The sequence below is a fragment of the Acinetobacter wuhouensis genome (genome assembly GCF_001696605.3).
Taxonomy (GTDB): Bacteria; Pseudomonadota; Gammaproteobacteria; order Pseudomonadales; family Moraxellaceae; genus Acinetobacter; species Acinetobacter wuhouensis.
The window spans coordinates 1795512-1818136 of sequence record NZ_CP031716.1 but is presented as its reverse complement, the minus strand read 5'-3'; the positions used below and the strand labels follow the sequence as shown (position 1 = coordinate 1818136).

Here is a 22625-nt window from a genome sequence, read left to right as displayed (position 1 = left end):
TCGTTTAAATAGAAATGAATTAGAGAATATTGAAATAAAACAAAGAATATAACACTATATTGTAATTTTTAAAACTGGTGGCAACCCTACTAGCAAAACCTCGGCACATCGTAATTCTGATACCGTTGCTACCTTCCGGTCCTGGCGGGGTTTTCAGAGTACAATTGCGAAGCCACCAGCAGGGCTACCATTGCAAGAACAGAGTATAGAGATTTTTTATTTTCTTTCAAGCCAAACATTGTCTTTTTCACAAGTTATTCATTCGTTTGCTTATTTCACAATCAAAATACTTATAAATGGCTTTTAAACATACAATTCCAAACTATTATAACGATATAAATGAATTGGCTATCAGCAAATAATTTACAGAAATCTTCATAATTGGATGAAAATTATCTCAAGATTGTAAATGCGTCTTGCAATTCATTCCCTAGCCGTTTTTAATGAGAGCAATTATTGATTTTCAATACGTAATTCTACGATTTGAAAAATTTTGACTTTAATGGATTTAAAATGATGCTAAAAAAGCATGCCCTATTTTCTATTGCACTACTCAGCTCTGCAACCTTATATGCAATTCCAATAGAATCTCGTGGTCTAAGTGATAGCTCGACATCAGCCAATAATATTACAAATTCAGCCTCACCAATTGCGGGTAATATGAACTGGGATCTGATGCAAAAAAACCAACAACTAGAAAATCAAATCCGTGAATTGCGTGGCAAGATCGAAGAGCAAGATCATGCAATAGACCAACTCACAAAAGAACTTACTAATCGCTACACCGACTTAGATCAACGCCTTGAATTATTAAACCAAAAACTAGAACCTGAAAATACAGAGCAAACTGAAGCCCCAGCTGAAAACACCTCATCAGCAAATGCTACCTCGGCAGATAACAATACAGCTGCTGTCGTACCCGCAAAGCCTATCAACAATACAACCACACAGAAGCAAAATACGACAGCTACAGCCGAAAACAACACCAATACCAGTGATCCAATCGCTCTTGAAAAAGCAGCTTATACCATTGCATTAGATGCGTATAAAAAAGGTGGTGCTAAACAAGCCATTGCACCAATGCAAAATTTTATTAAAAACTACCCAAACAGCATCTATACAGGCAATGCGCATTTTTGGTTAGCAGAATTCAATCTCGCGATTGAACCTGCGAACTATAATGAAGCAAAGAAAAATTATGAAACAGTTGCGTCAAAGTTCCCAAACTCTTCCAAAGCTTCACGCGCTTTATATCAGCTTTATAGCATTGCCAAAGATGTCAATAAAAACACCCAAGCAGCGAATGTCTATAAAACCAAACTTTTAAATACCTATCCGAAATCTGAAGAAGCAGGTTATTTTAAAAAGAGTTAATTGACGTGCAACCCATTATGAATTGCCATAAAAAATGCCTCAATCAATGAGGCTTTTTTTATAAAAACAATATAGAAATCAATAAGCTTAACGAACAATACCACGTTTAGATTCTAATACAGAATCAATCAGCAATTGTGCTTCTTCAACCTCAGGTAAAATATCTTGGCGAATACGCTCAATGGCTTGCTCAGTCGTTAAACCTTCTTTATAGATCAGTTTAAATGACTCTCTTAAGCCTTGAATCACATTCTTAGACCAACCTTTACGACGCATTCCTTCAACATTCATACCAAAGGCATGTGCAGGATTACCTGATACCATCACATACGCAGGAACGTCTTTAAGAATCAATGAAGCTCCACCAATCATGCTATAAGAGTCAATCTTACAGAATTGATGAATACCAGAATTTCCACCAACAATAACAAAATCACCAATGTGGACATGACCCGCAATACCGACATTATTTGCAAATATATTATTGTTTCCAATAATACAATCATGCGCAACATGGGTATTGACCATCAATAGGTTATTACTACCTAGCTTAGTAATTCCTTTATCCTGCACCGTGCCACGATGTAAACTGCAATGTTCACGAATTTTATTGTTATCGCCGATTTCCAACCAAGTTTCTTCACCTTGATATTTTAAATCTTGGCAAACTTCACCCACACTGGCAAACTGGAAAATTTCATTATTTTTTCCAATTCGAGTAAAACCACCAATCACAACATGCGAATGGAGTTTAGTGCCAGCATCAATCGTCACTTGAGGACCAATAATGCAATAAGGTCCTATTTGGACATCGGGTGCGATTACCGCAGAAGAGTCAATAATCGCTGTTGGGTGTATTAATTCGTTACTGCTCATGCCTGCTCTAATTTCTGATGAGAAATGATAATTTCAGCGGTTGCTGCTACCACGCCGTCAACACTGGCAGTACATAAATATTTGTAAATGCCACGTTTTTGCATAAGTAATTCAGATTTTAACACGAGTTGATCACCCGGTACGACTTGTTTTTTAAATCGAATTTTTTCTGCGCCAGCAAATAAGAATAAAGAACCAGGTCTTGGTTTTTCATTATTCATGATAAAACCGAGTACACCTGAAATTTGCGCCATTGCTTCCACAATCAAAACACCTGGCATAATAGGATAACCAGGAAAATGACCTTGCATAAACTCTTCATTAATTGAAACGTTCTTGTAACCTACAATCCCGTTTTCTGAAACTTCTGTTACACGGTCAACGAGCAAAAACGGATAACGATGCGGAAGATACTCACGAATCGTTTGAGTTTGCATGGGTAATTCAGGAACCGTAAAAGGTAAAGATTTAGATTCAGTCATAATTATTTACGCGACTTTAAAGTTGATTCAATGGACTCTAATTGAGCCTGCATATGATCTATTTGTTTCACCAATTTGGTCAATGGCACATCTGCTAATTGTCTCAGACGAACAACTGTTCTTTTCCAATGGTTTGTTTCAAATTGCCCTGTTCCAGATGAATAAGAACCAGCCTCAGAAATATTTTTTGTCACCATTGACATTCCAGTAATTGTTACATTATCTGTGATATTAATGTGACCAACCACACCTACAGCACCCGCAAGAATACAGTTTTTGCCAATCGTCGTACTTCCTGCGATACCACACTTCGCAGCAATAGCTGTATTCTCACCAATCTGTACGTTATGTGCGATTTGCACAAGGTTATCAATAATTACACCATCATGCAGAATTGTGTCATCTAAAGCACCGCGATCAATACTACAATTTGAGCCGATTCGGACATCATTTCCGATTCGGACAGAACCTAATTGCGCAATACGATTCCACTTCCCTTGGTAAGGTGCAAAACCAAAACCTTCGCCACCAATCGCAGTATTTGAGTGAATGCGTACACGATCAGCAATTTTCGTTTGACCCGTAATCGTGACTTGCGAATCAATAAAGCAATCTTTACCAATTTCAACACCATCATCTATACGTGTATTGGATTGAATAATGGTATTTGCCCCAACTACGCAATCATCACCAATCACGACATAATGACCGATATAAGCATCATCAGCAATAATCGCAGATGGGGAGATTTGCGCAGTACTTTCAATACCACGTTTTAAAACTTTAGTTTCAAATACATGGGTTAAAATTGCGAAAGCAAGATATGGATTAGCAACGACGATAAAATTATGATGTATTGTCAACTGATCTTTCAACTCCGCGGTGACAATTAATGCCCCTGCTTTCGAGTTTAAAGCTTCATTTAAATATTTATCGCCATTTACAAAAGCGATATGATTTGGCTGAGCTTGTTCTAAACTGGCAAGACCATTTAGAACAAGATCAGATTGACCAATTAACTCACCTTGAACAAGTTGAGCTAATTCATCGAGTTTATAACGATGTGATCTCATTGATTATTTAATTGCATTAACCTTTTGGATCATTTTAGCAGTTAAATCATTCTTTGCGTCATAAGCAAGTGCTGAATTTTTATTCAAAACAAAGTCTAAACCTGCTTCTTGGCGTAATTGTTCAGCAGCTTGCTTCACACGCGTCTCAAAAGTTGCATTGGTGTTTTGAATTGTAGTTTGTACTTTAGTTTGCACGCCTTGTTGAATGGTTTGAAACTCATTCACTTTTGCTTGGTATTGTGCATTGATTTGCTGCACATTCGCACCTTGAGCTTGAGCCTTTTGTTTTAAAGCTTCAATATCTTTGGTGATTTGTTCAAGCTTAGTCGTTTGAGGTTTAACAGACTGTTCTAAGCTCGCATTTTGCTGTTTTAAGTAAGTACTACTTTCAACCACTTTCTCTAAGTCAACCACACCAAAACCTGCAGCTTGAACCAAACCTGCAAAACCTAGACCCAAGCCTAAAACTGCCATTTTCATTGTTTTCATACATTTTCCTTGTTCATATTCACTATAAATAAGAGATCGCACTTAGAAAGTACGACCAATCTCGAATTGGATGTTTTTGGTTTCATCACCTTGCTTATCATTCAATGGATATGCATAACTGAGTGAAAGTGGACCAATCATCGTAATCCATGTAAAACCTACACCGACACTATAGCGCATATTGTTGAAATCAAAGTCGTAATTGTCTTTACAGTACTGTTTAGCATCCGTTGGGGTTTTAGAACCATCTAAATAAAGATCACCAGTCGCTGTACTACAGTTCGTATCAAAAACTTGAGCACCTTCTGCAAAAATCACAGGACGAATTTGACGTGCCCAATCCCCTTTGAATGGAACAGGTAAGGCTAATTCAGTACCAAATTGAATCAGCGCATTACCACCCACTTCTTCTGGATCATAATCTTTAGTTTTACGCTCATTATAGGTCACACCTGGGTAACGCGGACCCAAGGTACTGTTGTCATAACCACGTACAGATCCAAAACCACCCGCATAAAAGTTTTTATAGAATGGCAAATCATTACCATAACCTAACTTTCCATAACCACGCCAAACAAAATCATGCCCCAATGGGAAGTATGTTTGCGCATCATAAGTGACTTTTTGATATTCAACATCACTGCCAGGTAACGCAATCTCGGCATTAACACGATGTGAAGTCCCCTTAGTTGGGAACATCGGACGGTTCAAGGTATTATATGACCAGCCTAGATTTAAATTATAAGTAAGATATTTACCTTCAAAGGCATCCTTATAAGTCTCTTCAGGAACTTTACACTTTGTTCCCGTAACGACATCTTTACCAGTTGTTGGATCTTTCTCAGTAATCTCCTCTAATTGACTTTGACCTTTATCATCTGTCGGACAATATGAACTAGTATGAGTTGATTTACCGCCATTCGCTAATAAATAATCGCGAACATAAGTTGATACATAAGCACCCGTCGTTACTTTAGTTTGATCAATATTTAAACCCGCACTAATGTTTTGATTTTCATCGATTGGATAACCAAAAGTAATCCCACCACCAATACTATCTGTTACATAGTTATTGACGTTATAGTCATCATTTAGCTTAGTTTTACGGTAGTACATATTATAACCACGACTTACACCATCAATAGTGAAGTACGGGTCAGTCACACTTAAGTTATAATAATCTTGAGTTTCAGAACGTGATAAATCGATCGCAACACGATTGCCTGTTCCCATAAAGTTAGTTTGACTCAAACCAGCTTGGAATGTAATACCACCACTTTGCGAATAACCCACAGCCAAAGTACTGGTACCTGAATGTTGCTCTTCTACAGTGATATCCAAATCCATTTGATCTGGTGTATTTGGAACACGCGTAGGTTTAATATCAACTTTACTAAAGAAACCTGTACGCTCTAAACGCACTTTTGACAAATCAATCTTTTCATTACTTGCCAATGCGCCTTCCATTTGACGCATTTCACGACGTAAAACCTCATCAGCAGTCTTTGTATTACCTTTAAAGTTAATACGACGTACAGTTACTTGCTGACCCGGATTGATATAATAATTAAGATCCACAATATGTGTTTCATTATTAATTTCAGGAACAACATTCACTTCAGCGTAGTAATAGCCCGCATTACCGTATTTACGTAAAAGTAATTGCTTAACGGCATTCACTTTTTCTTGAGAATAGGTTGAACCATCTTTATAAATTTGCAGTGCTTTTAATTCATCTGGTTTATATAGTGCATCACCAAGGAATTTCGACTCGCCAAATTTAAATTGCTCACCTTCATTTACGGAAACTTCAATAAAGATATGCTTTTTATCTTCACTCAAATTTAGATTTGAGCTATTCACATCAAAGTTGATATAACCTTTATTCAGATACAATGCGCGTAATGATTCTAAACTTGCAGACATCTTTTCACGTGCATAACGGTCATTACGTGAAAGTACAGACAACCAACCACTTTCTTTAACAGCAAAAGCCTGTTTAATGTCATCATCAGAAAAAACAGTATTACCAATTACGTTAATATCAAATACTTTCGCAGACTTACCTTCATTAAAGTTAACATTTAACTCTACACGGTTATTCGGCTGTGCAACTTGGTCTACTTTAATATTTGCATCGTAACGACCTTGTTGAGCATATTGTTGCTCAAGCTCGGTCTCTAGCGTTTGCAATGAAGATTTTTTGAGAACTTCACCCTCAGCCAATCCCATTTTCTTTAAACCATCTTCCAAAGCTTCTTTTGGAATCAGCTTATTGCCTTTGAAATTAATTTTTGAAATGACTGGACGCTCAATTACCTTAAAAACCAAAACTCCATCTTGGTTAGATGCTTGAATATCATCAAATAAATTAGAGGCATACAATGCGCGAATTGAATCCGCAATCGCAGCATCATTGACACGGTCACCACTATTTATTGGTAAAAGTGCAAGAACATTTTGTTGCGTTAAACGAACCAAGCCATCGACACGTATATCACGAGCAATGAACTCATCTGCCGCTTGTACTTGCTGTACAGCCGCCATAGCACTAACGAGCGCCAATGGCATAAATAAATGTGAGTGCTGCATGCCTATTATTTTCCAGTAAGTTAATCCGCTATTACGTTATAAACGCATAAAATCATTAAATATCGCAAGAAGCATCATGCTTCCGAGCAATACCATACCAATTTTTAGTCCAACCAATTGTATTTGTTCAGAAACAGGCTTACCACGAATTGCTTCTATTATGTAATAAACCAAATGACCGCCATCTAACATCGGGATTGGCAATAAATTTAAAATACCCAAACTTACACTCATCAAAGCCATAAAGGAAATAAAGGTTTGCCACCCCATTTCAGCACTTTGACCTGCAACTTTAGCAATGGTAATTGGACCAGATAAGTTATCCAAACCAATCAAACCGCGAACCATTTTCACAATAGAATTCAGAATCATGGCTGAAAGCTGTCCAGTTTTTTCAACTGCAACAACAAATGCTTCAGCAGGATTATATTGAATCGTTTGCTTATATTCCGCAGGAATCGAAAGTTTACTTGTCTGAGCTTGTACACCTAGCATTCCCGTCACGTTCCCCATATTGTCACGTTTGCCTTGTGGCATGACTTGTAAATGTACAAGCTGTCCTTGGCGCAACACATCAACATTGAGTAACTTTTCAGGTGATTTTTGTACCACATCTACCACATCAAACCAATCTTTCATTTTGACTTGATTGATTGAAATAATTTGATCACCTTCTTTCATACCTTGACGAATCGCAGCCCCATCTTCACTCAACTTATACACAGTCGCAGGAATATGTGGGCGATAAGGGGTAAAACCTAAAACATCAAAAGGTGATTGGCTTTGATCCTTTAAGAATGCTTGAATTGGCAATGCAAAGCTTTTTGCCTGACCGTCACGTTCCACTTGAACATCGATATGTCCAGTTTCTCCTACACGATCAACAATGGCATAATTGAGTTTTTCCCAAGTCGTTGCCTGAGTGCCATCAATAGCAACAATTTTGTCACCCACTTGCATTTGAGCAGTTGCTGCAGGTGTATTGGGTAAAATCGCACCAACACGTGTATTCAACTGTTCTTGCGCAGGTAAAAATAAAATCCAAAACAATAAAATCGCAAAAATGAGATTAATGAAGGGTCCTGCTGCAACAATGGCAATACGTTTCCAAGGTGATTGACGATTAAATGCAAACGGTAAATCTTCTGCACTGACATTGCCTTCACGCTCATCCAACATTTTTACATAACCACCAAGTGGTAATGCTGAAAGTTGGTATTGGATACCTGATTTCTTTGATGTCCATTTTAGTAATGTTGGTCCAAAGCCTATAGAATAAACCAAGACCTTGACACCCAGTTTACGAGCAACCCAATAATGACCAAACTCATGAATTGCAATCAATGGGCCCAGTAAAAAGATCGCAGCAACAATGATAAATAGAACACTCATGATCAGCTTTCCAATTGGATAATACGTTGCGATGCAACTTGTCGAGCAAGTTGATCTGTCTGCAAAATCGTGTCAATCGAATCTGCTGAACCATTTTGAACGTGATTTAAGCTATGTTCAACCACTTCAGGAATATCTAAAAATCCAATTCTTTCTGCTAAAAATGCGGCAACAGCCATTTCATTGGCAGCATTCAGAATTGCAGGTGCTAAACCACCTTCTTTCATTGCATTACGAGCTAAACGAAGCGATGGGAAACGCACAACATCGGGTTCTTGAAAATCAAGCTGAGAATGTACAAATAAGTCTAGTGGTGGCACATGTGTAGTAATACGCTCTGGCCATGCAAGTGCATGTGCAATCGGCGTACACATATCAGGATTACCCATTTGAGCCAAAGTTGAACCATCCACATATTGAACCATTGAATGAATAATACTTTGTGGATGAACGACGACTGTAACAAATTGTTCTTTAATTGAAAATAAATGACACGCTTCGATCAATTCTAGACCTTTATTCATTAAAGTCGCAGAATCAACTGAAATTTTACGCCCCATTGACCAATTTGGGTGCTTACACGCCTGTGCAGGCGTTACATTTTTTAATTCATCTAAACGATGATTCAAAAAAGGACCACCAGAAGCAGTCAATAACACCTGTTTCACCCCTAGTTGAGGCTCACCATGGCGTTCGATTTGTAAATAATTTTGAGGAAGACATTGGAAAATTGCATTATGTTCAGAGTCGACAGGTAGTAATAACGCTTGGTGCTCTTTTGCTGCTTGAAGCATCAAATCCCCAGACATTACCAGCGCTTCTTTATTGGCAAGTAATACACGCTTACCTGCTTTGACTGCTGCCAAAGTTGGCAATAAGCCTGCCGCCCCAACGATTGCAGCCATCACCACATCCACTTCAGGATGTTCTGATACTGTAATGAGCCCTGCTTCATCGGTTAAAATTTCGATATTTTGAATATTTTCAGCTTTAAAATATTGTTGCAGTTCATCCACTTTTTGTGATGGAACAACAACGCATTTCGGTCGATACTGTTTGCATATTTCAGTGAGTTCTTTTATTCGACTATATCCAGTGACTGCAAATACTGAATATTGATCGGGATGCTGTTCTAAAATTTTTAAAGTACTGCGCCCGATAGACCCTGTTACACCTAATATACAAACAGATTGTGACATCTATAAATCTACACCAATAAGTTTTAAAACATACATGCCTGCTGCAAAAATTGGAGCTGCAGCAAGTAATGAATCAATACGATCAAGTACACCACCATGACCTGGTAGAATACGACCTGAATCTTTAATTCCAGCACGGCGTTTGATCATCGATTCAAACAAATCACCGAGTACTGAACTGAACACTGTCACAATAGATAAAACAAGAAAAAGGATATGTTGTGAAAGCGTTAAATGGAGATAACTTGCTTGAACAGCAATAATAATAATTGCAACTGTCACAATCCCCCCAAACAAACCTTCAATTGATTTGTTTGGGCTGACATCAGGTGCAAGTTTCCTTTTGCCAAATTTACGTCCAACAAAATATGCACCACTATCTGCACCCCAGACCAACAGGAACAAATACATCAACCACCAAGGCGATTGATTCCATACATATAAAACCGCGGTAATCGCAGCACTAATTAATACCAAGCCCACAATATACAAAGTGGCATTGTACCAACCATCATATTCTGGATATTGTTTTACCCAATAAAGACTACACAACCATGTCAAAATAGAAGCACTCCAGAGGATGAGTGCTAAATCATTATAATACAATGCTAAACCTGAAACTAAAGCCGTGATCAAACCAAAGCCGGCAGCTTTGATTTTGTTTACGCCCTCAGACTCATGTGGCATGAGTTTAAACCACTCATAACCAGCTGCCCCAGCTGCGACAATCATTAACCCGATCATTGGATATGGTGACTTTGTTGCAAACATACAACTCAAGACGACTGCCACCAAAACCAATGCGGTTATAATCCGCTCTAACATTATAAATTCTCTATATGTTCTTGTTGAAGTTGTTCAGAGGTTTTTCCAAAACGTCGCTCACGACCTGAAAAAACATTGAACGCATGATCTAACTCTTGAACAGTAAACTCAGGCCATAAGGTATCTGTGAAATACAATTCAGCATAAGCTGCCTGCCAGAGCAAAAAGTTAGATAATCGATAATCACCACCTGTACGAATCAACAGATCCACTGCTGGCAAATCCCCTAAACTAATTTGTTGTGCAAATAATTCAGTATTAATTTGATTCACATCAATATGTTGATCTTTAACTTGTTGCGCAAGTCGACGAGCAGTATCGGCAATATCCCACATACCACCATAACTAATCGCAATTGTTAAAGTCATGTTACTGAACTTAGCAGTCATTTGTTCTGCATGCAACATTAATTCACGTAGCGCTGGAGAAAGCCGACTACGGTCACCAATAAATCTCAATGAAATCTCAAACTTCACCATACGCGGAATTTGTTCATGAATCGTGTCTTCCAACAATTTCATTAACAAATCAACTTCGTACTGTGGTCGATTCCAATTTTCACTAGAAAATGCAAATACAGTTAATGCACGTACGCCTACTTTGCGGCAATGCTCTACAATCGGATCAAGGACATTTTTTCCTTCACGGTGCCCATCACCTTTTTGTAGTTGTTTCTTTTTTGCAAAACGATTGTTGCCATCCATAATGATGGCAACATGTTTTGGAAGATGATTGTCTTCAGTTGTGGTCATCAGAAATCTTAGACCTTCATCAATTCAGCTTCTTTAGCAGCTAAACGTTTTTCAACTTCAGCAACAAATTTGTCAGTAATTTTTTGAATATCATCACCTGCACGACGCTCATCATCTTCAGAAATTTCTTTTTCTTTCAATAACGCCTTAATATCGCCCAAAACATCACGGCGAATATTACGGATCGCAACTTTGGCATTTTCAGCTTCAGTACGTGCAACTTTCTGCATGTCTTTACGTGTTTCTTCAGTCAAAGCTGCCATCGGCACACGAATCGCATCAGCAGTGATTGGGTTCAAACCTAAGTCAGACTCACGAATGGCTTTATCAATTGCACTCACCATATTACGTTCAAAAGGTTGAACCAATAAAGTACGTGAATCTTCAACGCCTACGTTTGCAACTTGGTTTAATGGTACGTCAGAACCATAGTAAGGAACCATAACACCGTTAAGGATTGATGGATGCGCACGACCTGTACGAACCTTTGCAAAACCATGATCCAAAGACTCGAGTGATTTATTCATACGGTCTTCAGCGTCTTTTTTAAGATCGTTAATCATATGATCTTCCTTACTTATTTATCTAAATGTGTATAACGTAAAATTGCAGTAGTATAAAGAGCTTTATAGCCCACGTCATTAATTCAAATGATCTTAGTTAAAATAACTTTCATTCAAATGATTAATTGGTAACGTGAGTACCCTCTTTTTCCCCCATAACCACAGAAAGCAAAGCACCAGACTTGTTCATATCAAAAACTTGCAATGGCACATTGTGGTCACGACATAAGCAAATTGCAGTTAAATCCATAACACCCAGTTTCTCATCTAAAACTTGATCGAAACTTAAAGTATCGTATTTTACAGCATCATCATATTTGCTTGGGTCTTTATTGTAGACACCATCAACTTTAGTTGCTTTTAAAATAAGGTCTGCTTCGATTTCAATACCACGTAAACATGCAGCTGTATCTGTCGTAAAGAATGGATTACCTGTACCCGCTACAAATACACACACTTCGCCTTGAGTTAAATGACGAATTGCATCACGGCTTGAATATGATTCAACCACAGCACCGATCGGAAGCGCTGACATTAAACGTGTTTTGATATTACGACGCACCAATGCATCACGTAATGCCAAACCATTCATTACAGTTGCCAACATACCCATTTGGTCACCTGTTACACGACCAACCAGACCATCTTTTTGCAACTGGCTACCACGATATAAGTTACCACCGCCCACGACGATACCAACTTGCACACCTAAACCGACCAAATGCGCAATTGATAATGACATTTGATCTAAGACTGGAGCATCAATCCCCATGTCTTTATTTCCTGCAAGCGCCTCACCTGAAAGTTTCAGCAAAATGCGCTCATAACGTGGCTTTTTAGAATCTAACATCACAAAACTCCAATACTCATATCTACAATTTATTTAAAATTTTATTTATCTTTAGATCATTCAATCTTGAATCTAAACGTAATGCATTTAAGCTGATTTGATCTTGATTAACTTTGCAAATAAATCGTATTCATCTGCATCGGTAATTTCGACTTCTAATAAATCACCTGCTTTAATCACTGATTTATCAATATCTTCAACAAAGACATTACCATCAATTTCAGGTGCATCTGCATAAGAACGCGCTACAGCAACAGGGAATTCTTCCTCCAAGTCATCAACTAATACTGTCATGGTTTGACCAATTCGACTTTGAAGTTTCTCAGCTGAAATCGCTTGTTGAACTTCCATAAACCGCTCATAGCGCTGTTGTTTAATCTCTTCAGGCACATGATCTGGAAGATCGTTTGCTGTCGCACCTTCTACAGGTGAATAAGTAAAGCAACCCACACGATCAAGTTTGGCTTCTTGCAACCAATCCAACAACATTTGGAAATCTTCTTCAGTTTCACCAGGAAAACCGACAACAAATGTTGAACGAATGACCAATTCTGGGCATTTTTCACGCCATAATTTTAGACGTTCCAATGTATTTTCACTGTGAGCTGGTCGCTTCATCAACTTTAAGATGCGCGGACTGGCGTGTTGAAAAGGAATATCCAAATAAGGAAGAATTTTGCCTTGTGCCATTAAATCAATCACAGCATCCACATGTGGATACGGATAGACATAATGCAAACGCACCCAAATTCCAAGCTGACCGAGTGCTTCACACATGTCATAGAATTTAGTTTTTACAGGCTGACCATTCCAAAAATCCAACTTATATTTGGTGTCTACACCATAAGCTGAAGTATCTTGGGAAATGACTAAAACTTCTTTTACGCCCGCTTTCTTTAGCGCCTGAGCTTCATTGAGTACAGAACCTACTGGACGAGAAACAAGATCACCACGCATGCTTGGAATAATGCAGAATGTGCAACGGTGGTTACAACCTTCTGATATTTTTAAATATGCATAATGTTTTGGGGTCAAACGAATACCTTGTTCAGGAACAAGGTCAATAAAAGGATTGTGTTTCGGTGGTTCTGGAACGTACTCATGTACCGCTTCCATCACTTCTTGGTATGCTGCTGCACCTGTTACTTTTAAAACATTTGGATGCATTTGGCGAATTTTATCTTCATCTTTACCTAAACAGCCAGTCACAATAACACGGCCATTTGCACTCATTGCTTCGCCAATGGCGTCGAGTGACTCCTGTACTGCAGATTCAATGAATCCACATGTATTTACAACGACAAGATCAGCACCATCATAATCCGATGCTACATCATAACCCTCAGTCTTTAACTGAGTTAAAATTCGTTCAGAATCTACCAATGCCTTAGGACAACCTAAAGATACAAAACCGACTTTGGGGGACTTCATGAATTACGCTCCACTATATTCCGCGTATTGTATGACTTTTCTAGAGATAAAAATAGGTAAAAAAGGTACTCTTTATCCATTGCACCAAAATAAAACCAAGTCGAATATTAATTTCTTACAATGCACCATTTTGGAACACTATAATCATAGCGTAGTATATCCCTCGAAGTTAAATCTTTAACTAAGCGCGATTTATGCGCATTTTTTATATGTCGTGTAAGAAAATTGCGCAATTTATAAAAGTTGGCGTGTATTTTGCTTTATAAGCGCACGATATTGAATAAATGTGCATTCCAAAATACAGGAATGAAAATTGAGGTGCAGATGCCATTGCGCTATTTTAAGACAGGAACGTTCTGCTAATGGATCAATACCCAATAATTGACTACCGACTACTTGTGGATAATTTAACCACAGCAATCCTTTTGGTCGATTGTAACTTAAATATTTTTTATCTAAATTCATCATGTGAAGCATTGTTTGATATCAGCCTCTTACGTGCTGCTGGTCAACCCGTAATCAATTTACTGCACGCACCCAATGATAGCTTTAATACTTTGGAAGCACTCACCAATAGCATGAAAACAGGGCAAGCCTACACCCGCCGTGAAGCTATCATCAATGTAAACTTTAGAGATATGCATGTCGATTACTCAGTTTCACAACTCAATACTGGACGACCTTATCACCCACTGCTATTGATTGAACTCAATCCAATCGATCGCATGTTAAAAATTTCCAAAGAAGAAAACTTAATTCAACAACACCAAGTTGCACGTCAGTTGATTCGCGGTGTTGCACATGAAATTAAAAATCCTTTAGGCGGTATCCGTGGTGCAACTCAACTTCTTGCTCGCAGCTTAAATGATCCACAATATGCTGAATTTACCGACATTATCATCAGCGAAGTGGATCGTTTACGAAATCTTGCAGACACCATGCTCGGTTCACGACAACTGCCAAGTTATGAACCTGTCAATGTCCACGAACCTTTAGAACGTGTGCGCTCACTGATTGTCAATCAAACCAAAAAGAAAATTAAAATTACCCGTGATTATGATCTGTCATTGCCTGATGTTAAGGCTGATCGTGATCAACTGATTCAAGTCATGTTAAATATCAGCGTGAATGCTGTTCAAGCCATGACAGAAAATCGAGAGTTTTTCGTAGACCATCAACCTGAACTCACCTTACGCACACGTATTCAACGCCTCGTCACAATTAATGGTGTCTTAAATAAGTCTGCGATTCGTATCGACATTCAAGACAATGGACCTGGTGTCCCTGAAGAAATTTTAGAATCCGTGTTCTACCCTTTGGTTACAGGTCGTGCCAAAGGGACTGGTCTTGGATTAAGCATCGCACAAAATATCATGCATCAACATAACGGAATGATTGAATGCCAATCAATTCCAGGAAAAACAGTATTTAGCTTATATTTACCTTGGGAGACTCACCATGTCGCATAATAAAATCTGGGTAATTGATGATGACCGCGCTATGCGTTGGGTCTTAGAAAAAACATTTAAAGAAGAAGGTTTTGATGTTACCAGTTTTGAAGAAGCTCAGTCTGCTTTAGACCAACTTCCACATGATGCACCAGATGTGATCCTGACTGATATTCGTATGCCAGGTATTGATGGACTGACTTTCTTAGGCAAAGTCAAAAGCAACTATCCAGACTTACCTGTCATCATCATGACTGCACATTCAGATTTAGAATCAGCCGTTTCAAGCTATCAAACTGGTGCTTTTGAATACCTACCAAAACCATTCGATATTGATGAAGCTTTGGCTTTGGTGAATCGCGCCATTTTACATATTAACAAGTTACAACAACAAGAATCTGCCAAAGCTGCACCGATTCAATCGACTGAAATTATCGGTGAATCTCCTGCAATGCAGGAAGTGTTCCGTGCAATTGGTCGCTTATCGCAGTCTCATATTACCGTATTGATTAACGGTGAATCTGGTACTGGTAAGGAACTGGTTGCACATGCCCTGCATCGCCATTCACCACGTAGCAGCAAGCCTTTTATTGCACTCAATATGGCGGCAATTCCAAAAGATTTGATCGAAACTGAATTATTTGGTCATGAAAAAGGGGCTTTTACGGGTGCAAACACACAACGTCAAGGTCGTTTTGAACAAGCCAATGGCGGAACACTTTTTCTTGATGAAATTGGCGATATGCCGTTTGAAACACAAACTCGCCTACTTCGTGTTTTAGCAGATGGTGAGTTTTACCGTGTTGGTGGTCATATTCCTGTTCGTGTAGATGTTCGTATTGTCGCTGCAACACATCAAGATTTGGAAAAATTGGTGCATGATGGACGTTTCCGTGAAGATTTATATCATCGCCTGAACGTAATTCGCATTCATATTCCAAAACTTGCGCATCGCGCTGAAGATATACCAATGTTAGCACAACACTTTCTTGCTCGTGCAGGCAAAGAACTTGGTGTCAGCCCTAAAATTTTACGTCCAGAAACCCAAGAATATATTCAAAAACTGCCTTGGCCTGGTAATGTGCGTCAGCTAGAAAATACTTGCCGTTGGCTAACCGTCATGATCACGGGTCGTGAAGTTTATCCTGAAGACTTGCCTTCTGAGTTAAAACAAATTCCAATTAAATCAGATGCTACTGTTCATGCGCAGTCTGGAGTGGATCGTATCGCCTTACACCATTGGGATGAGTTATTGGGACAATGGGCGATTCAAAAGCTTAAAAATGGTGAGATGAAAATCCTAGACATTGCCACACCAATGTTTGAGCGCACACTCATTAATGCTGCCTTACAACAAACACGTGGTCGTAAACGTCATGCTGCCGAACTACTTGGTTGGGGGCGCAATACTTTAACACGCAAACTCAAAGAGTTAGGTATGGACTCTGTTGAAGACGATGAGGAAGAAGATAAGTCTATTCTTACAGAATAATATTCAAAGCACTTAAATCTATAAAAAATAATAGTTTACTCCAACCATATTCTCAAAGAATATGGTTGTTTTTTCTTTAAGCATAGTAAAGAATAGCCACGTTAAATTTAACCTTGATCATCTAGGATTAAAATGAAAAAGACTGTTGCTGTATTAAGCATATTATCCATATTCAGTGTGGCTTGTTCTAAAAATGAACCACATGACAGCATACAGCTTGAACAACAACAAAAAGTAAATAGCATTAAAAAAAATCAAAAGCTGAATTCGGATGACTGCTTTCAATTAGAACCTAGCTTTGAATTTACACTCAATAATGATGATTTCAATATAAAAATTGAATCGACTGAATTTAACAATCAGAAAGCCATTGCGGTGATTAAAACTGGAAATGGTATTCGCACAGATTATATTTATGATCTCACTGGTCGTACTATGTTGGCAAATTTAGATTACGGCATTGCTGCATTAGGTTCAAACCCGAATGAAGTTCTGGTAAAAACTACTTTCCAAGCTCCATTACCTACTTTTCCATCTAACATGAAACCTCAACAAAAGTTTCCCATGACTTATAATGCTGTCATCCAATCACAAACTGATGAAAATGATAAAACTGAGAATAATAAAACGATTGAAGTTCAATTTGTTGGTTTCGAAGATCTAAAATTCATTGATAATAATAACAATACTTTAGAGTTTAATCAGGCTTGTCATTTTAAATCTCAGCTCGAAGACGAAACACTTGATGAATGGTATGCGCAAGGTTTTGGTCAAATCAAATTTGTCCGCACAAAAGCTAATGGCGACGTCAAATCTAGTGAAGCGATTGGAGATGATCCTTAAATCAAGATCAAAATGATATAAGCATATTTACTGTGATTTATGATATTTTTTAAGACTTTGGCATTTGCTTTAGTCTTAAATAACGCTTTAGACGAAATGTCGTTAAAAATGCTAAAAACGAATAAAAAGAAACCCTAAAAGCAGGTTTTTGATAAATTAATAATTGCCAATCTCGCTTGTAAATAAAGCTAAATCGAAGTGAATATTCATCTAGGATCTCACAACCTGAATAGCTATCAGTTTCATAAGGTACACCCACCCATAGCTTATCCAGAACACCACGCCCGATTTCAATTAGATAAATATTTAAACTTTCTTCAAAAATCACGTTATCCGTTGTAAATAATAAGTAACGATTATCAGCTACATAAAGAGCCTGTTCTAACACCTCACCCCGCACATAAATCTGCGTTGCAACATCATCTAAATAAACTTCACAAAGGGTTTCTCTATAATCATTTGCAGGTTTTATCACTATTAACTTAATGTTTTTTATTATTTTCATATCAATGTCTTAAACGAACAAATAAGTAATAAAAAAGCCAATATAAATTGGCTTTTTACGCATTCATTAGAACAATGAATTTACTTTAAAAAGCCTGAAACCAAATTCATCACATTTTGAATATCATCATTTGCTTCATTGTGGTCTGTTGAATCACCCTGCGGAGTCAAAGAATCGATGATTTGTGGCAATACAGTCGAAATTGCACCATAAACCTCATTGGTCGGTACATTTGCTTGCTGTGCAACTTGCTCTACTTGCTGACCACCGAATAAACCTTGAATTTGTTGAACATCAACACCACCATTCCCTTGTGATGGATCCACCCAACTTTGTACCTGACCACCTAGACCCGCACCTTGCAATTTAGCCAAGGCACCTTGCAAACCACCATTCTGCTGAATCCAACCTAGAATCAACGGTACAACAGCGATCAGTAATGATGAACCATTAAATCCACTTGATTGTTGTGGTGCTTGTTGTTGCTGACCACCCGTTAATCCGCCAAGAACCGATCCAAGCACACCACCCAATCCGCCTTGGGATTGTTGTTGCCCACCGCCTAAACCACCAAGTACTGAACCTAGAACACCACCCAAGCCACCACCTAGCCCGCCTTGTGATTGTTGTTGTCCGCCAAGCGCTTGTTTCGCTAAAATTTCTACAATATTCGATAAATCGGTCATGGTTATTCCCTTTTCTAAGTTTTATGACTCGTGTACAGCATACTTGGCTTTAGAATATTCACCAAATTGAAATTGTTAAATTTTGCAATAAGTTAAAAGTTATTTTTATCTCAAGGAAAATCAAATTACCAACGGAATTTATTCCAGTTTTCAGGGTTTGCCCAAAACTTAGAATTAAACCAATCTGGCACATGCTTATAAGTCAAAATATTAAATTGCCAGAGTGCAAAATCATTTTCATGCGAAGTTTTATCAATCAATTGCGTAAAACCCAATGCACGTAATAATTGTTCATCATCAAGCTTGCATGTCACCACTATTCGTTTTGCAAATAAATCACGCAGTTTCACTAGGAGTTGTGATTTCTGTGATTCTGATACATTTGACATTTCATCTGTATCCAATAACACAAATCCCAAATCATATCGCTGAGTAAAAGGCAGATTTAAAAGCTCAGATGCGTTAAAATGAAACCATTGAATTGAATGATTTGTATTGTATTGCGCTAAATTTTGCCCAATACACAATGCAGTTTGAATTGGCTGTTCTTGCGATAAATCGTCTAGCATAGAAGTGATGACATTTTGCTCAGCCATAACTGCACCTATTTTTGAGTGAGTAATTAAACATGGAACTACAAGGCATTTGCCATAAAATGCATGCAGGTCTTAGAGACCTTAGTTTAACTGATCAGCAAACACATAAGGCAAATGTTGAATATAAATTTATTTTAGATCGTTCAGAAATCGAGCTTCCATTTAGTTTAGGGCAAGAAATTGAACTTGAAGCAACTGGGAATATTTATTGTGTATCGTGTGGTGCTAAAACCCCAAAATCTTATTCACAAGGTCACTGCTTTAAATGCATGAAAACCAAGGCTTCTTGCGATATGTGCATCATGAAACCTGAAACATGTCATTATCATTTAGGTACATGTCGTGAAGAAAGTTTTGCGCAAGAAGTTTGTTTTCAACCACATATTGTTTATTTGGCAAATTCAAGTGCCTTAAAAGTAGGAATCACACGTTTAGGGCAAATGCCGACACGTTGGCTAGACCAAGGCGCAACCCAAGCTCTACCGATCATGAAAGTTGGTTCACGCCGTCTTTCAGGTCAACTTGAGGTCATGTTCGGTACACAAGTGGCTGATAAAACTGATTGGCGTAAATTACTGAAAGGTGAGGCTGATCCAATTGATTTAATTACCATTCGAGATGAATTATTGACTGAGTTTGAACCACAAATTGAATTAATTCGTGATGAATTCAGTATGAGTTTGGATTTCAATGAAAATGTTGAAATTCTAGAAAATGAACTCCCTCGTGAATTTGTCTACCCTGTTGATCTTTATCCTGAAAAAATCAAATCACATAATTTGGATAAGACCCCGATTATTCGAGGCAAGCTACAAGGGATTAAAGGTCAATATCTGATCATGGATACAGGTGTGATTAATATCCGTAAATATACAGGTTATGAGCTAAAGCTTCGTGCAGAATAACCTTTGTATTATGCCAGTTTGATATTATTCAAATTATAGCTCCACCTATGATAGCCCCTAAATTAGGGGCTATTTATTTTGCGATTACCGTCCATCATTTAACCACCTCTCATTGACAATATTTATTGTCAATTCAAACCAATCTGCTTTAATTGATTCTAAATTTCAAAATTGAAATAACAAATCAAGGAAACTAGATGCAAAATTATAATATTCGAGGCATTTTCCTACTCAGCTTAGTCGCAGCTATTACAGCGACAATATGTGATGGTTATCATGTTTACACTCACACATTAAGCTATCCTAATCCTTTACTTTTCAACCAAGCCTGGTGGGTCTTTCCTAGTTTTTTTCTTGCTTTTGCTTCTATGGCAATCAACTATTTACAACTTATTCATGCTTTACCAAATACAATAGCCACTACAGAAAGTCAAACATCAGGATCTCTAGAACACTTAATTGAAAGCTTAATCCTTTTTGTAATGGTCTACTTACTCAGTGCCTTTGGTAACAATGATCCAAGCATGCTCAGCATCATTTTTTACAGTACTTTTATTATCCGTTTATTTTTCAGTTATGAACGAATTTTTTTAACCATTATTGCGATAATACTAGCTGTTGCTGGAATGTTCTTTGAAGGCTTATTATCACATTTTGAACTGGTTGCGTATCGTCATGTCGATATTTTCTATGTCCCATGGTGGCTAGGCGGTTTATATATGCATGGCGCCTTTGCTCTGAGAAGTAGTATGAGATATTTTGTGTATAACAAATAAATCTATACATGGATTGAGGACAAGTTTCCTCAATCCCGATTCAATTCAATTCAATTCAATTCAATTTAAAATACCTAAAATCGCCTGAACAGGATCTTCACTATTTCCCGCTAAAAGCTTCTTATGCATGGTGATTAGCTGCATCACCTGAATTTGTGCTGTTTCCTGATTCATTAATTTTTCAATTTCGTTGGCGAGGTTTTCAGGTGTCGCATCAGACTGAATCAATTCTTGAATCGCCTTTTTACCTGCAATGATATTGGGTAAAGAATAATACGGAATTTTGACCAATAACTTTGCAATCACATACGTCAACCAATTTAGCTTATAAAACGTCACCATCGGACGATGCAACAATAACGCCTCAAGCGTTGCAGTACCAGAAGCCAATGCCACAATATTGGCAGCATTCATTACTTGGCGACCTATTTTTGACTCTTTATCTGTATTTTCTAACAAGTGAATATTAGACACTAGGTCACTTGGATATTGCTTCAATAATTCTTCAATTTGCTGCTTACGTAAATCATTAATTGCAGGAATCAGAAATTGATAATCTGGATACTTTTTGTGAATAATTTGTGCAGCATTCAAAACCAGAGGTCCTAAACGCTCGATTTCACCACGACGACTACCTGGTAAAAGCGCGATATGTTTTTGACTAAGATCCAAGCCCAATTCTTGTTTTGCATCTAAAATTGGATTTTGTAATGGCAATGCACTTGCAAGTGGATGCCCCACAAATGCGGCAGCAACATCAAATTTTTTATAAAAGGCTTTTTCAAATGGGAATAAACACAATACCAAATCAATACTGGCTTTAATGCCATGAACACGTCCCTGACGCCATGCCCATACGGATGGACTCACATATTGCACGGTTTTTATTGGCAAATTTTTCTGTTTTAAACTTTTGGATAAACGTAAATTAAAATCAGGCGCATCAATACCAATAAAAATATCGACAGGATTTTCAGTCCATTTTTCCACCAGACCATCACGCACAGCGAATAGTTTTTTGAGATCTTTAAGAACCTCAACAATTCCCATGACTGATAAAATATCCATCGGATAAAAACTATTAAAACCTTCCGCGATCATCTGAGGGCCACCGATGCCTTCAAACTCAACATCAATACCTTGTTCACGAAAACTACGGATCAGTTTAGCGCCTAAAGTATCTCCAGATACTTCACCCACCACAATTCCAATTTTAAGTTTTCGATTTTGCAAGATATTCATCCCATTTAGCAGTCTAGGTGCATCATATCATACTCATTTATATTTCATAAAAATGCTTAAAAACAAATAAGCCCTTCTTTTCATACAAAAGGCATGTTTAAACATGCATGAAGATCATTGAAATATCTAACCGATGCTTTCACCACGATGTCATCTTGATCCAATTTGGTTGAGGCTTCCTTTGCGATGCACATCTCAATGAAATGTACAAATAATCTTCATTTAATACACTTT

The 22625-nt window shown here is 37.8% G+C and carries 22 protein-coding genes and 1 other RNA gene; 6 read left to right on the top strand and 17 right to left on the bottom strand.

Features of this window, described 5'->3' with window-relative positions:
• Positions 1 to 84 precede the first annotated feature (84 nt).
• Positions 85 to 181, bottom strand: an RNA gene (gene ffs / locus BEN71_RS09225) — signal recognition particle sRNA small type.
• Between the two features lie 332 nt (positions 182 to 513).
• On the opposite strand from ffs, the gene BEN71_RS09220 reads away from it, so the two are divergent.
• Complete coding sequence (locus tag BEN71_RS09220; protein WP_068974620.1) at positions 514 to 1374, top strand: YbgF trimerization domain-containing protein; 861 nt, start codon at positions 514 to 516, stop codon at positions 1372 to 1374.
• A gap of 87 nt (positions 1375 to 1461) precedes the next feature.
• On the opposite strand, the gene lpxA is transcribed toward BEN71_RS09220, so the two are convergent.
• From lpxA to rimO, 12 genes are all read right to left on the bottom strand, one after another.
• Complete coding sequence (lpxA, locus tag BEN71_RS09215) at positions 1462 to 2250, bottom strand: acyl-ACP--UDP-N-acetylglucosamine O-acyltransferase (protein ID WP_068974619.1); 789 nt, start codon at positions 2248 to 2250, stop codon at positions 1462 to 1464.
• The gene (gene fabZ, locus BEN71_RS09210) at positions 2247 to 2732 is read right to left on the bottom strand and encodes a 3-hydroxyacyl-ACP dehydratase FabZ (RefSeq protein WP_068974618.1); all 486 of its coding nucleotides are present in this window, start codon (positions 2730 to 2732) and stop codon (positions 2247 to 2249) included. Before fabZ ends, lpxA begins: the two co-directional genes overlap by 4 nt.
• A gap of 2 nt (positions 2733 to 2734) precedes the next feature.
• A complete protein-coding gene (gene lpxD, locus BEN71_RS09205; protein WP_068974617.1) occupies positions 2735 to 3805 on the bottom strand; it encodes a UDP-3-O-(3-hydroxymyristoyl)glucosamine N-acyltransferase in 1071 nt (356 codons plus the stop codon).
• A 3-nt stretch (positions 3806 to 3808) separates the two neighbouring features.
• A complete protein-coding gene (locus BEN71_RS09200) occupies positions 3809 to 4294 on the bottom strand; it encodes an OmpH family outer membrane protein (protein WP_068974616.1) in 486 nt (161 codons plus the stop codon).
• A gap of 42 nt (positions 4295 to 4336) precedes the next feature.
• Positions 4337 to 6886: an outer membrane protein assembly factor BamA gene (gene bamA / locus BEN71_RS09195; RefSeq protein ID WP_068974615.1), complete on the bottom strand. Its 2550-nt coding sequence runs from the start codon at positions 6884 to 6886 to the stop codon at positions 4337 to 4339.
• 36 nt (positions 6887 to 6922) lie between these two features.
• A complete protein-coding gene (gene rseP, locus BEN71_RS09190; RefSeq protein WP_068974614.1) occupies positions 6923 to 8278 on the bottom strand; it encodes an RIP metalloprotease RseP in 1356 nt (451 codons plus the stop codon).
• Between the two features lie 2 nt (positions 8279 to 8280).
• Complete coding sequence (gene ispC, locus BEN71_RS09185; RefSeq protein ID WP_068974613.1) at positions 8281 to 9477, bottom strand: 1-deoxy-D-xylulose-5-phosphate reductoisomerase; 1197 nt, start codon at positions 9475 to 9477, stop codon at positions 8281 to 8283.
• A complete protein-coding gene (locus BEN71_RS09180) occupies positions 9478 to 10302 on the bottom strand; it encodes a phosphatidate cytidylyltransferase (protein WP_068974612.1) in 825 nt (274 codons plus the stop codon).
• Positions 10302 to 11054 (bottom strand): polyprenyl diphosphate synthase, encoded by a 753-nt coding sequence (gene uppS / locus BEN71_RS09175; RefSeq protein ID WP_068974611.1) that lies wholly within the window; start codon positions 11052 to 11054, stop codon positions 10302 to 10304. Before uppS ends, BEN71_RS09180 begins: the two co-directional genes overlap by 1 nt.
• Before the next feature lie 8 nt (positions 11055 to 11062).
• Positions 11063 to 11617, bottom strand: coding sequence for a ribosome recycling factor (frr, locus tag BEN71_RS09170; RefSeq protein WP_068974610.1), 555 nt, complete (start codon positions 11615 to 11617; stop codon positions 11063 to 11065).
• Positions 11618 to 11738: 121 nt separating this feature from the next.
• Entirely contained in the window at positions 11739 to 12467 is a 729-nt protein-coding gene (pyrH, locus tag BEN71_RS09165) for a UMP kinase (protein WP_068974609.1), read from the bottom strand.
• 87 nt (positions 12468 to 12554) lie between these two features.
• Entirely contained in the window at positions 12555 to 13898 is a 1344-nt protein-coding gene (gene rimO / locus BEN71_RS09160) for a 30S ribosomal protein S12 methylthiotransferase RimO (RefSeq protein ID WP_068974608.1), read from the bottom strand.
• Positions 13899 to 14260: 362 nt separating this feature from the next.
• On the opposite strand from rimO, the gene glnL reads away from it, so the two are divergent.
• From glnL to BEN71_RS09145, 3 genes are all read left to right on the top strand, one after another.
• Positions 14261 to 15367, top strand: a complete 1107-nt coding sequence (gene glnL / locus BEN71_RS09155) for a nitrogen regulation protein NR(II) (protein WP_068974607.1) — start codon at positions 14261 to 14263, stop codon at positions 15365 to 15367.
• Entirely contained in the window at positions 15357 to 16838 is a 1482-nt protein-coding gene (glnG, locus tag BEN71_RS09150) for a nitrogen regulation protein NR(I) (protein ID WP_068974606.1), read from the top strand. The genes glnL and glnG overlap by 11 nt, the downstream gene beginning before the upstream one ends.
• A gap of 132 nt (positions 16839 to 16970) precedes the next feature.
• Complete coding sequence (locus BEN71_RS09145; RefSeq protein ID WP_068974605.1) at positions 16971 to 17681, top strand: hypothetical protein; 711 nt, start codon at positions 16971 to 16973, stop codon at positions 17679 to 17681.
• Between the two features lie 49 nt (positions 17682 to 17730).
• Here the strand turns inward: BEN71_RS09145 and BEN71_RS09140 are convergent, their stop codons facing one another.
• The 3 genes from BEN71_RS09140 to BEN71_RS09130 form a co-directional block, all read right to left on the bottom strand.
• Positions 17731 to 18186 (bottom strand): hypothetical protein, encoded by a 456-nt coding sequence (locus BEN71_RS09140; RefSeq protein ID WP_152033037.1) that lies wholly within the window; start codon positions 18184 to 18186, stop codon positions 17731 to 17733.
• An 80-nt stretch (positions 18187 to 18266) separates the two neighbouring features.
• Entirely contained in the window at positions 18267 to 18872 is a 606-nt protein-coding gene (locus BEN71_RS09135; RefSeq protein WP_068974603.1) for a YidB family protein, read from the bottom strand.
• Positions 18873 to 18997: 125 nt separating this feature from the next.
• Positions 18998 to 19468 carry a DUF6231 family protein gene (locus tag BEN71_RS09130; protein ID WP_068974602.1) on the bottom strand — a complete coding sequence of 157 codons (471 nt, stop codon included), beginning with the start codon at positions 19466 to 19468 and terminating at the stop codon, positions 18998 to 19000.
• Between the two features lie 32 nt (positions 19469 to 19500).
• Here BEN71_RS09130 and BEN71_RS09125 point away from each other — a divergent pair, with 32 nt between their 5' ends.
• A complete protein-coding gene (locus tag BEN71_RS09125) occupies positions 19501 to 20373 on the top strand; it encodes a DUF2797 domain-containing protein (RefSeq protein ID WP_068974601.1) in 873 nt (290 codons plus the stop codon).
• Positions 20374 to 20570: 197 nt separating this feature from the next.
• Positions 20571 to 21149, top strand: coding sequence for a DUF2878 family protein (locus tag BEN71_RS09120; RefSeq protein WP_068974600.1), 579 nt, complete (start codon positions 20571 to 20573; stop codon positions 21147 to 21149).
• 60 nt (positions 21150 to 21209) lie between these two features.
• Here the strand turns inward: BEN71_RS09120 and lpxB are convergent, their stop codons facing one another.
• Positions 21210 to 22382, bottom strand: a complete 1173-nt coding sequence (gene lpxB, locus BEN71_RS09115) for a lipid-A-disaccharide synthase (protein WP_068974660.1) — start codon at positions 22380 to 22382, stop codon at positions 21210 to 21212.
• Between the last annotated feature and the right edge of the window lie 243 nt (positions 22383 to 22625).

Bases quoted from the DNA above. Each gene is read 5' to 3' on its own strand.
- BEN71_RS09220 (WP_068974620.1), top strand. From the start codon at position 514: ATGATGCTAAAAAAGCATGCCCTATTTTCTATTGCACTACTCAGCTCT.
- lpxA (WP_068974619.1), bottom strand. From the start codon at position 2,250: ATGAGCAGTAACGAATTAATACACCCAACAGCGATTATTGACTCTTCT.
- fabZ (WP_068974618.1), bottom strand. From the start codon at position 2,732: ATGACTGAATCTAAATCTTTACCTTTTACGGTTCCTGAATTACCCATG.
- lpxD (WP_068974617.1), bottom strand. From the start codon at position 3,805: ATGAGATCACATCGTTATAAACTCGATGAATTAGCTCAACTTGTTCAA.
- BEN71_RS09200 (WP_068974616.1), bottom strand. From the start codon at position 4,294: ATGAAAACAATGAAAATGGCAGTTTTAGGCTTGGGTCTAGGTTTTGCA.
- bamA (WP_068974615.1), bottom strand. From the start codon at position 6,886: ATGCAGCACTCACATTTATTTATGCCATTGGCGCTCGTTAGTGCTATG.
- rseP (WP_068974614.1), bottom strand. From the start codon at position 8,278: ATGAGTGTTCTATTTATCATTGTTGCTGCGATCTTTTTACTGGGCCCA.
- ispC (WP_068974613.1), bottom strand. From the start codon at position 9,477: ATGTCACAATCTGTTTGTATATTAGGTGTAACAGGGTCTATCGGGCGC.
- BEN71_RS09180 (WP_068974612.1), bottom strand. From the start codon at position 10,302: ATGTTAGAGCGGATTATAACCGCATTGGTTTTGGTGGCAGTCGTCTTG.
- uppS (WP_068974611.1), bottom strand. From the start codon at position 11,054: ATGACCACAACTGAAGACAATCATCTTCCAAAACATGTTGCCATCATT.
- frr (WP_068974610.1), bottom strand. From the start codon at position 11,617: ATGATTAACGATCTTAAAAAAGACGCTGAAGACCGTATGAATAAATCA.
- pyrH (WP_068974609.1), bottom strand. From the start codon at position 12,467: ATGTTAGATTCTAAAAAGCCACGTTATGAGCGCATTTTGCTGAAACTT.
- rimO (WP_068974608.1), bottom strand. From the start codon at position 13,898: ATGAAGTCCCCCAAAGTCGGTTTTGTATCTTTAGGTTGTCCTAAGGCA.
- glnL (WP_068974607.1), top strand. From the start codon at position 14,261: ATGGATCAATACCCAATAATTGACTACCGACTACTTGTGGATAATTTA.
- glnG (WP_068974606.1), top strand. From the start codon at position 15,357: ATGTCGCATAATAAAATCTGGGTAATTGATGATGACCGCGCTATGCGT.
- BEN71_RS09145 (WP_068974605.1), top strand. From the start codon at position 16,971: ATGAAAAAGACTGTTGCTGTATTAAGCATATTATCCATATTCAGTGTG.
- BEN71_RS09140 (WP_152033037.1), bottom strand. From the start codon at position 18,186: ATGAAAATAATAAAAAACATTAAGTTAATAGTGATAAAACCTGCAAAT.
- BEN71_RS09135 (WP_068974603.1), bottom strand. From the start codon at position 18,872: ATGACCGATTTATCGAATATTGTAGAAATTTTAGCGAAACAAGCGCTT.
- BEN71_RS09130 (WP_068974602.1), bottom strand. From the start codon at position 19,468: ATGGCTGAGCAAAATGTCATCACTTCTATGCTAGACGATTTATCGCAA.
- BEN71_RS09125 (WP_068974601.1), top strand. From the start codon at position 19,501: ATGGAACTACAAGGCATTTGCCATAAAATGCATGCAGGTCTTAGAGAC.
- BEN71_RS09120 (WP_068974600.1), top strand. From the start codon at position 20,571: ATGCAAAATTATAATATTCGAGGCATTTTCCTACTCAGCTTAGTCGCA.